The 10,278-nt window shown below is 66.4% G+C and carries 5 protein-coding genes; all 5 read right to left on the bottom strand.

The genetic code is table 11. The annotated features are described in order from the left end of the window. A partial coding sequence (locus GXY15_13405; protein ID NLV42207.1) for a hypothetical protein occupies window positions 1-6,234 on the bottom strand: 6,234 nt, incomplete at its 3' end. A gap of 393 nt (window positions 6,235-6,627) precedes the next feature. Next, on the bottom strand, window positions 6,628-7,680 hold the full coding sequence (gene holA / locus GXY15_13400) for a DNA polymerase III subunit delta (GenBank protein NLV42206.1): 1,053 nt from the start codon (window positions 7,678-7,680) through the stop codon (window positions 6,628-6,630). Window positions 7,681-7,686: 6 nt separating this feature from the next. Further along, the gene (locus tag GXY15_13395; protein NLV42205.1) at window positions 7,687-8,271 is read right to left on the bottom strand and encodes an LptE family protein; all 585 of its coding nucleotides are present in this window, start codon (window positions 8,269-8,271) and stop codon (window positions 7,687-7,689) included. Further along, window positions 8,271-9,266 carry an outer membrane protein assembly factor BamD gene (bamD, locus tag GXY15_13390; GenBank protein ID NLV42204.1) on the bottom strand — a complete coding sequence of 332 codons (996 nt, stop codon included), beginning with the start codon at window positions 9,264-9,266 and terminating at the stop codon, window positions 8,271-8,273. The genes GXY15_13395 and bamD overlap by 1 nt, the downstream gene beginning before the upstream one ends. Before the next feature lie 143 nt (window positions 9,267-9,409). Continuing rightward, window positions 9,410-9,934, bottom strand: coding sequence for a hypothetical protein (locus GXY15_13385; GenBank protein NLV42203.1), 525 nt, complete (start codon window positions 9,932-9,934; stop codon window positions 9,410-9,412). Window positions 9,935-10,278 lie beyond the last annotated feature (344 nt).

Raw genomic sequence — 10,278 nt, 5'->3', positions numbered from 1 at the left:
GGCGCCGTAGGGCAGGAACTCCATCGTGCCGGTCTGGGATTTGGTCTGGCTGAAGACGCCGCGCGTGCTGGAGAGGTGGTCGAGGGCCAGATAGCTGTAGGCGGCGTTGGCGGGCGGCTGCCCGGAGGCGACGGTTGCCTCGGCCAGGGGGTGCATGAAGTCCGTCATCACGTTAAACTTGGAGAACCCCTCCACGGCCCAGTCCGTGTCATTGTCCGTGTACTCGGCGACGGTGTCCCAGCCGAGGCCGTAGCGCCACCAGGTGATGGGGCTGACGCCGTTGGCCATGCGGTTGCGGCGGCGGCCGAGGCCGTCGTAGTTCATGGCGACGGAGTCCTCGTTGGGGAAGGTGGAGGTGACCTGCTTGAGCTTGTCGCCCCGGTAGGCGTAGGAGGCGGAGGCGGTGCCCGCGGTGCGGGTGAGCAGCCGCCCCCAGGCGTCATAGGTGTAACTGGTGGTGGTGCCGTTCGTCACGCTCGACGTGAGCTGGTTCGACGTGTTGTAGGCATAGGTCGTGCTCTTCGCCGCATCCAGCGACCGCGCATGGACCGACACACTGTCAAAGCGGAACCCGCTCTGACCAGACACCCCCAGCCGCAGGGAGTTTGTGTTCATCGTCGTGCTCACGGCAATGTCTCCGCCGAGCAGGCGCGGTGCCTTGCCCCTGGGGGCATGATACACCGCCAGCTTGTCAAGACGCACCTGGACCGCCAGCGTCTGCCAGGAGTCCATGGTCATGGAAGCATAGGGGAACATGGCAAGCTGCGTCTCCACGCCGGCCACGGTCTCGTACACCACCAGACTGCCCCACACCCACACAATCCGCAGGTAGTTGGACGCGTCCACGTAGCGGACGTAGACACTGAAGCTGTCGAAGAGGCCCTGGAGCGAGGGAGGCAGGTAATAGTCCAGCCGGAGTTCGGGGGACCGGGTGGTGGTGGCGGTGCTGATGGTCCGGGTGCCCGTGGCGGGCACGGGGGCGAGGTCATACGCTGCGGCGGACCAGGTGCCCGACTGCACCGTCCACGGCGGGGAGGCCGTGTAGTTGCCATCGGCAAAGGTGTCCCAAACCCTTTGGCTGAAGGTGAGGGTGGTGACGGAGGTCATGTTGTCCGCCTCGTCATACACGAATTCCTGGCGGAACTGCGGCTTGCCGTTGTCGCCGAACCGCAGGGCGTGGATGAGGCGGCTGCGGGAATCGTACTCGTACTCCCAGGCCTGCGCCACGCCCGCGCGCGTGTCCGCAATGCGGACGATGTTGTCGTCCGCCGTCAGCTCGTAGGCCCAGCCGGCCTTCACCGTCGAGCCGTCCTTGTGCTCGATCTTCTCCAGCCGCCCCGCCGTGTCGTAGGTGTAGTGGGTGGACATGCCGTTGGGCCAGGTGTAGGAGACGGGCTGCCCGGCGTCATTGTAGGTGAAGCCCCACTGGCGGTTTCCGGGGGCGGTCAGTGTCGTGAGGCGGCCCATGGTGTCATAGGCGTAGGCGTGCGTGTTCCCCGCCTCGTAGGCCGTCATGGAGGTGACCTGTCCGTACGCGTCATAGGCCAGCGTCAGCTCCGCGTCGTCAAAGTCCGTGTAAGTGGTCACCCGGCCGTTGTCGTCGTACTCAAAATGGTGGCCGTCGCTGCCCGTGCCGCCCAGCCAGTCATCCACCTGCACCGGCCGCCCAAGGATGTCGTAGCTGTAGTCAATCTCCTTGACGTCCGTGCCGTTGGTGAAGCGCTTCTTGGTCAACTGCCCCGTGGTGTTGTTGTAGAAATACTCGACGGGGTCGGTGTAGGGGTTGTCCGGCGAAAAGGTCCACGCGCCGGTCTTTATGAGCCTTCCGTACGTGTCGTACAGGTTCGTGAGGTATATTTTCGCCGGGTCGGGGTCAATCAGGTTGGTGGACCCGTGTATGGTCTTCTCGACCTCCCCCCTGCCGGTATAGGTGTAGTTGATGATCTGCCCTTTGGCGTCCGTGACCTTGGTCAGGCGCCCGAGCGTGTCATACTCGTTTTCCACAAGCGTGTCATCGTCGGCCGTGGTTCCGGGGTCGTTCTCCAGCCAGGTCTTCAGCAGGAGGCCCCGGTAGTCATACTGGTGGCGCGTGATTCGGCCGTCGGCCCCGGTGACGGCTACCGGCCGGCCCAGCTTGTCGTAGCTGTAGGACATGGTCCGGCTGTCGGGCAGGGTGACGGTGGTCGGACGGTCCATGCTGTTGTAGGCGTAGGTGGTCGTCCGGTTCATCGGGTCCGTGGCCGTGAGGCGGTTGCCGTTGGCGTCGTAGGTGAACGATGTGGTCTTGTTGTCCGGCGTGGTGATGGTGGACACGAGGCCCGCCGCGCCGCCGCAGGACGAGCAGCCGCCGGTGTAGGTGTAGGCGGTGGTGCGGTTTCCGGGGGCGGTGGCGGTGAGCACGCGCCCCAGGTCGTCGTAGGTGAAGGTCGTGGTGTTGCTGCCCTTGTCCGTGTGGCTGGTCCGGTTGCCCCGGGTGTCATACTGGAAGTACTCCACGTCCCCGGCGGGGTCCAGGACGGAAATGACCTGCCCATAGCCGTCATAACTGTAGGTGATGCCGTTGCTCCCCATGTTCGGCGGCTTGACATTGTATATGCGGCCCGCCGCGTCGTAGGTGTATTCCGTGACGGGCCCCTTGTCCGTGTCGCTGGACGTGCCCGGGCCGTACATGCGCACAGGATGCAGGTCGTTCCCCGCCGCGTATTCGTAGCGATAGTAGACCCCGCCCTGCCACGCCTTCGTGACCCGGCCCTTCGCGTTGTACTCATACGTCGCACCCGTCATAACGTTCGCGCGAAAGTCGTAGATGTCCGTGGCATTGTAGCCATACGTCCATGTGACCGCAGCGGGCTGGGACGGATCCGGGTACATCGCCACGCTGGTTGTCTGCACCCCGTGCGGGCCCAGAGCATATTCAGTCCTGCTGAGAAGTGTTGTCCCATCATAGTGTCGGATGGCGGCCATGTAATGGTCTGTCTTCTGCACCTCCATCACCACACCGTCAGGCGCCTCCAGGGTTATCCGGTTTGCGGAAACGAAGGATTCCCCCGGCACGATGGCGTATTCAAAGGTAATTTCCGCCTGGGCACCCCGCTTGTCTGTGATTTTCCAGGGGAAACGCCCATGGACGGCGTTGTTGTACTCTCCGGCGTCATATTCGTAGGAGACAATGTCCTGCGTGCTGCCGTCCCCCTGGACGGACCGCAGGAACGGCTCGCCCGGATAGGGGTCCTGCTCGTTCTGCTGCAGCGTGTGGCAGGGGCCATAAGTGTACTCCACATACTTGATCAGCCCGGACGGGTCGGCGCTCTCCCTGAGTTCCACGCGGGAGAGTTGATTTCCTGAGTAGGTAAACGTAAGGTACCGGCCGTCTCCCGAGGGGGTGTCCACCCGGGACAGCCGGCCGTAGTTGGTGTTGACGGGCGGATCGCCCTCCGTGATGATGCAGTCCGAATAGGTCAGGGTAACCGTGTTCCCCGAGCGGTCCCGGTACCATTCCAGACGACAATACTTGTCCTCCGCGTGAATGGGGGCACTGTAGTGGTAGGTCATGCCGTCGCCGCGGATCAACTCGAACCATTTAGCCGAGGGGTCCTGGCGCAGCACAACGGACCGCTCCTCCCTCAGCGCGTTTGTGTCCTCGCCCTCCGTGTCCCACGGCGTGCGCGAATACAGCCGCTTCCCGTCCTGGTCATAGGTGTCCGTGCGGGTGAAATGCTTGGTGTTTCCGCACTCGTCCAGATAGTACGCATAGCCGTCCTCGATGGACGCTCGGACGTGGGTGTTCAGGCTGTGCCACCAGCCGCTTCCGAGGTTGTTCTTGTAGGGCCGGTTCTGGTCCCGCATGTACGCGGTATGGTCGCCCCAGGGATTGGAGTACTTGCGCGTGAACTCAAGCCGGAGACCACCGCGCGTGGTGAGGGAGATGTCGGTGTTCTGCATCTTCAGCGCGCGGTGGTTGGTGGTCATGCCAAGACTGACGCCCGGCGGCGACCAGAGCATCTGGGGCTGCGTGGTGGGGGTGTTCAGCCGCTGGGGCAACCCCGGCCCCGAAAAACTCTGCATGTTGGCGTCGCCCGGACTGAAATTGGACCCCGTGGACTTGTCCACAGGGCACAGCGGTATGCACTGCTGGTTAATGCACTGCAAGTATCCCTCGTTCAGGTCTGTGAAAAACTCCTCGCAGGCGCCCCGGACAGACTCCAGCACTTCCTGGGACAGCCAGGGGGAGTCTGGTTCAAGCTTCTGCGTGGTGAGGACAAAGCCGGAAAAGGCGCTCTGGAACGCCTCCCGGGTGAGCCGCCGCTGCCCCGAGGGATCCTCCACCAGCACGCCGTCCGCCTCCACGGCGCGGACCAGCACGAAATGATTGGGCGCGAGATGGGCGATCGCGGGCGTGCGCAGGTCCGACAGGTTCTCCATGCGGGCCGCCGACAGGCCCAGCCCCCGGGCGGCGCCCGCCGCCAGCAGCCCGGCCAGCGACGTGCCCGACGCATCGCTGCCCGCCTCGCGCGCGAGGGTGAGGACGTCCGCCTCCATGCCCGCGTCCTGCAGCAGGAGGGCCAGCGCGAAGGGGCCGCACAGCCCCTCGCCGTGGTCGCCGCGCAGGCGGTCCGCGCGCAGCTTGTTCTCCATGCCGGCCGCAATGGCCGCCTCGCGGTCCGCGATGTTCGCCTTCAACTGCTCCGTCCAGGGAAGATAGGAGAAGGTCTCCGCCGTCTCGCGGAGCAGTTGCACGGACGCGGTCAGCTCGCCCGCCCGGTCATACGCCGCCGCCATCCGCACCAGCGCCTTGGGCGTGTACTCGCCGCCCGGCGAGCGCTCAAGATAGCCGCTGTACGCCGCGACGGCGCCCGGGTAGTCGTTCGGGGCCGCCAGTTCCGTCAGGTAGGCGGCCATGTACAGGGACGCGTCGGCAAGGCGCGCGTTCTCCGGGTGCTCCTTTGCGACGGCCTCAAAATGCCTGCGGGCCGTCCCGAAATGGCTCATCTGGAACCGGACGTACCCCAGGGCAAACTCGACATGCGCCCGGACGTTCGGCTCGCCGGTCCGCTCGTCCAGCATGCGCGCCGGATCGGACCCCTCGTACTCGTCCAGCAAACTGCCGCACTGCACGGCGGCTTCGGTGATGTCGTTGAAATCGCGGTGGATGGACATGGTCAGGGCCAGACGCGCGGCGAACTTGAGCATGGTTGTCCGCTCCTGCCCGCGCACCAGCGCCTTCAGGGTCTCCACGCCCTTGACAAGCTCGTCGCCCCCCAGCAGACGGCAACTGCGGATGAAGTGGCCCGGGAAGAATATCTGGTAGGGCGACGCGGGCAGGTCCCGCATGGCCGAAAGGGCCGCGCCCCGGCCCTTCTCCAAGTAGGCTTTTGCCTCCTGGTCTTTTCCCGCGACAAGGAGGTGTTCTCCGGCGATCTGGTTGGCCGCAGCCACCCAGTAGGTTGACTTCTCCGACCGGCACGACGCAGGGCCGGGCAGGCTGTCCACAAAGGAAAGCAGTTGGACCGGGTCCACCGCCCCGGCCTCGGCGTCCCATGCGAGGGCGTTCACCACATTGTCCAGCGCGGCGGACTCCGCCGACCCCGGAAACTCGTCCACCACGCGGAAATAGGCGGTCATGGCCTCGGCAAGCCTGTTCTCCCGAAGCAGCGTGTCGCCCCGCGCGAGCAGATCAGCAGGCCCCTCTGCGCCCCCCTTCTCGACTGCGGCAACCGGGGCGTCCTGGGCGCTTCCCGAAGACGGGGCCGGCGCCGGGGCGGAATCCTGGGCGCCGGGCCGGTACCGCCGCACATCCGGCCGTTGCGGCCGGCCATCCCGTGCCTTGGGGGACCGGATGGTCCGCGCCTTGGCCAGCACCGCCTGCACGTCCTCCTGCGACGTCCTCCCCGCCGTCGGCATAACCTTCGCCACACGGGTCCAGTATTCCGGACTGCTTGTGTCCTGCGCCTGCGGCTCGGCGGAACTGTCCACGGCTGTGTCCGCCGCGGGAAGGGCTTCCTGCGGCAACAGTGGCGCGGCGGGCGAGGTTTCGGGCACCCGGGCAACCACCATGGGCGCATCAGCAGACGGGCTCTTCGCCGCACCCGCCGGGGCGGAATGCCCCCACGGCTGGAGGGTGGTGGTGAGCAGGGCGATCAGGGTGACGACGGACACCCCCTCGCGCAGCATCCCCCTGCGAAATGTCAGTGAACGAGTGAGCGGACACACCGCATTCCAAAACGACCGTTCCATCTGGAACCTCCCTTCCCGTTTCATCCCCCATATTACTGATAACCACTACGACTAACATAACGGACCGCAACAAGCTTCTTTGTCCTTAATAGCACATCCCTTCCCGGTTGTCAAGCCCCCCGCGTTTGGAAATACGCACAGGGTGCCGCCCGCTGTGCGGCCCGAAACAGAAGACCGCCTTCTCACGGGAACACCTTCCTCATCGTGCAGGAGGACGGGCGCCTGCAGGTCCTGAACTACGCGAACAGGCCGGCTCGCGTCACCCTTCCCGACGGCGCCATCGCTGCCCCCCCCGTTCCGCATCAGCCGGACGGCCCTCCCCGCAGCGGGCAAGTAGCGGACGGATCCGTTGTTGTGCTTTGCGCCCCCGTGACTCCGCTTGAGGAGTTTCTCTTATCGGGAACGGCGGGCGGCGTTGCGGCGGACGGCGGCGCCCTGGACGAGCTTGATGACGAGTATTTCCATGGCGAGGTCGCGGCTGATGCCGGAGTCGCGCATCATGAAATTGGTCCGGGTGCAGAGGGCCATGGCCGCCTTGAGCTTTTCGAGGCCGAGGGCGGCGGCGAGGGGGTCCACCTTCTTCTTGACGAAGGGCTTGGGCGCGGGCGCGGCGGTTTCGGGCAGGGCGCGGTAGGCGCTTTCGAGGAGCCAGTTGACGGTGCCAAGAATCTCCTCGGGGGCCTTGTTCATGGCCAGCAGCTGGTGGAGGGCGTGGAGGGCCTTGTCGGCGTCCGACTCGGCGATGGCGTCGGTGAGGGTCCAGACGGTCTCCTCGGCGACGTCGGCGCAGGCGGCGCGCACATCCCCGTCGGTGAGCGTGGTCTTCTCCGCGCCCGCGTGGGCGAAAAGGATGTTCAGGGCGTTGTCCACGTCGTTCAGGCGGTTGCCCGCGCGCTCGATGACCTCGGCCACGGCGTCGCCGGAGAGCCTGCGCCCGCGCGCCGCGGCGCGGTCGGCGATCCAGCGGCGCAGTTCGGCGTCGGCGAGCTGGGGGCACTCCACGAGGCAGACGCCCTTTTCAACGCACATTTTCCAGAAGCGCTTGCGGCGGTCCGCGGCGGCGGCGACCATCACGAGCAGGGTCGTCTCGCAGGGCCGGTCGAGGTAGGCCGTGAGCAGGTTCAGCGGGGAGGTCTTCGAGGCGGGCAGGTCCCGGTAGGCCTCGGCGGCGCGGACAATGACCACCCGGCGTTCGGCGAGGAAGGGGTAGGTGGACGCCTCCTCCAGCACCTGGCCGAGATGGGTCTCGTCGGCGTGGAAGGTCTGGCAGGTGATGTCCTCCATGCCCGGGGGCACGGAGGCCTCCACAAGGGCGCGGACGGCCTCGTCGGCGAGGTAGGGCTCGAAGGGGTCGCGGTTGAAGGGGGGCTTCTCGGCGGGGCACAGCAGCACGACGGGCCAGAGGGCGCCCGCGCGGGTCTGCTGGAGGAACTCGGAGACGTGCATCCCCGGTCACCAGGGCTCGACAACGCGCAGGAAAACGGCGGTCGCAAGCTGCTCCAGGGCCTCCGAGGCGGCCCGGTTCTCCTCCTCCGAGGGGAAGGAGCGCACGGTGGGCAGGAAGACCTCCGCGTTGCCGCGCAGCCGGTCGGAGGACTGCCCCGCGGCCTGGGTGTAGAAACTGGTCTCGCCGGTGATCAGGGGGTCCTCCCAGAGCACCTGGCCGGTCTGGCGGTCCGTGAGGCGCGCCCCGGCGGTGATGACCAGCAGGGCCTGCGTGGTCTCGTCGTTCTTGTCGTAAATGAGCCCGCGCCGCGTGAAGTTGACGATCATTCCCTCCAGCAGGAGGTCGGCGTCGTCGGCCGACACCACCTGGAGGCGGGCGTCATGGGTGAACTTGCGGGTCACGGCGTTGGTGAGCGGCGCCTGGAGGTCGTACTCCCGGGTCTGGTCGTAGAAGGGGGAGACGTGAATGGTCCGGTACTTGGGGTCGAGGCTGCTGCCGGTGGAATAGCCGCACCCGGCCAGCAGGGCCGCGCACGCGCAGAGCGCCAGAACCGCGCCGCCGCCGCCCCTTCCGGACCCCGCGGGCCCCATTACTGGGCCTGCCGCGCGCCGTATTTCAGGCCGACATGGGTCACGCCGCTGTTCTCCGCCAGCCAGGACTTCGCCGTCTCGGCGGAACCGGTCTCGCCAAATTCGCCGACCACCTGCTCGTAGTACAGGCGGGCTGAGGCGAACTCGCGGCGCTTCTCGTAGAACTGGGCGGTCTGGAGGCGCTGGCGGGCGATGGCCTCGCGCATTTCCCCGCGCCACTCCGCGAGGTCCGAGTTGCGCCCGTCCTCCGGGTACCGCGCCTTGAACTCGTCCATGGCCTCGATGGCGAGCTGGCTGGGCGCCTGGTCGTAGGCCGGGGAGAGCGACGCCTTGTAGTAGCACTCAGCCAGGCCGTAGGACGCCTCGTCCACATAGTCCGACGACGCGTAGTCCTCGACCACGCGGCGGTATTCGTAGGCGGCCTCGGTGTACTCCCCGCGGGTGAAGTGGCACAGGCCGATCTTGTACTGCGCCTGCGCGGCCTCGGCGGTGAAGGGCTGGTTCTCGACGACCATGCCGTAGACCTCGGCGGCGTGCTTGAGGGGGCGCTTCCTGTTGAGCAGGACAAAGCGCTTCTGCATCCGCTCCAGGCCCTTCTCGTAGTACTTGTCGCCGATCTCGTACTGCTTTGCCATGGCGTCGCCGTAGCGTTTCGTTTCGGGGTGGCTGGCCAGCAGCTTCTGAAACTCCTTCGCCGCGTCCATCCACCGGCCCCGGGCCATCAGAATCTCGCCGCGCAGGTACTGGTTCTCGTCGGCCAGCGGATCGTTCGCGTAGAACTGGGTGAACTTCTCCGTCTCCTTCATGGCCTTGCGGTGGTCGCCCGCCAGCATGAGCGCACGGGCGTGCTCGATCTGCAGCTCCGCCGTCTCCTTGGGCAGGCGTTTGAGGTTGACCCACCGGCCGGTCTGGGGGGTCCACGTCCACTGCGCGTGGACGGGAAGCGCCCACACGGCCACCAGCGCCACAACTAGAACGCGCAATCCGTTTCGCATGCCGGAATCTCCAACCCGCTGAGGGTCTTTCACACATGGTCCCCGGGTCCCGGCGTTCCGGGGGGGACACTCAATACTATCAAGCGGCCCCGCGCAAAGGCAAACCCGTGCGCGGGGCGCACCGCTGTTGTTTCAGGCGCAAATCAGGCGACCGGCTTCTTGGGGGCGGCCTTCTTCCTGGCCGCGGGCTTCTTCGCGGCGGGTTTCTTTGCCGCCGCCTTCTTCTTCGGCGCGGCCTTGGCCGCCGGTTTTGCCTTGGGCGCGGGGGCTGCGGCCTTTTCCGTCTTGTCCAGGAAGGCCTTCAGAAGCTTGTGGGTGCGGTCCACCGCCGTCTTCAGCTCCCTGCGGCCCGCGCAGGCCGCGCGCGACCACTCGCCCGCCGCCTCGCGCAGCTCTTCGGGAATGCCTTCCCGCTTGGCCAGCAGGGACTTCACCAGCCCCTCGGTCCGGTCCTGAAGCTTCTCCGAGAGGTCCAAAGCGGCCACGGCCAGGGCGTGCTGGACGTCCGCCAGCTCCCGCGCGGCCTTCACCGGCACCGCGCCGGGGTTCTCCATCGCCGCCTTCACGGACTTGGGCACATATTCCTCCACCACGCGGACCACCTTCTCCCGGGCGGTTTTTCCCTTGCAGGCCTTTTTCCCGCCGCAGCAGGATTTCTTCTCAGCCATCTCTAGATCCTCCCTCCCGGCACGCGCCGGGGTGTGGCGGCGCCGCGGCACCATCGCCGCGCGCCTCCCCCTTATCATAGTCCTTTCTTTCCCAAATGCAAAACCTTTTGACGCCGCCGCCGCCCGCCGCGGGGGGGGAAGCGGGAAGCCCCGGGGCTTTCCGACAAGAGGTTGCCGCGTCGGCCGGGGCGGCCTCCTGCTAAGAAAGTACCGCCTTTGTGGCGGGTCAGGCGGGGATGGGAGTTATGGGAAGTATGGGAAGTATGGGAGGCTGGAAACCATTCTCTCTTCATTATCGGTGTTCATCGGTGTTCATCGGTGGTTGCTCTTTGGGGGCGCAGTTC

This window comes from Candidatus Hydrogenedentota bacterium (genome assembly GCA_012730045.1).
In the GTDB taxonomy this organism is placed as follows: domain Bacteria; phylum Hydrogenedentota; class Hydrogenedentia; order Hydrogenedentales; family CAITNO01; genus JAAYBR01.
Note: the sequence above shows the minus strand (reverse complement) of the source record. Positions and strands in the feature narration are given on the sequence as shown.

Bases quoted from the DNA above. Each gene is read 5' to 3' on its own strand.
- holA (NLV42206.1), bottom strand. From the start codon at position 7,680: ATGCACGTCTCCGAGTTCCTCCAGCAGACCCGCGCGGGCGCCCTCTGG.
- GXY15_13395 (NLV42205.1), bottom strand. From the start codon at position 8,271: ATGGGGCCCGCGGGGTCCGGAAGGGGCGGCGGCGGCGCGGTTCTGGCG.
- bamD (NLV42204.1), bottom strand. From the start codon at position 9,266: ATGCGAAACGGATTGCGCGTTCTAGTTGTGGCGCTGGTGGCCGTGTGG.
- GXY15_13385 (NLV42203.1), bottom strand. From the start codon at position 9,934: ATGGCTGAGAAGAAATCCTGCTGCGGCGGGAAAAAGGCCTGCAAGGGA.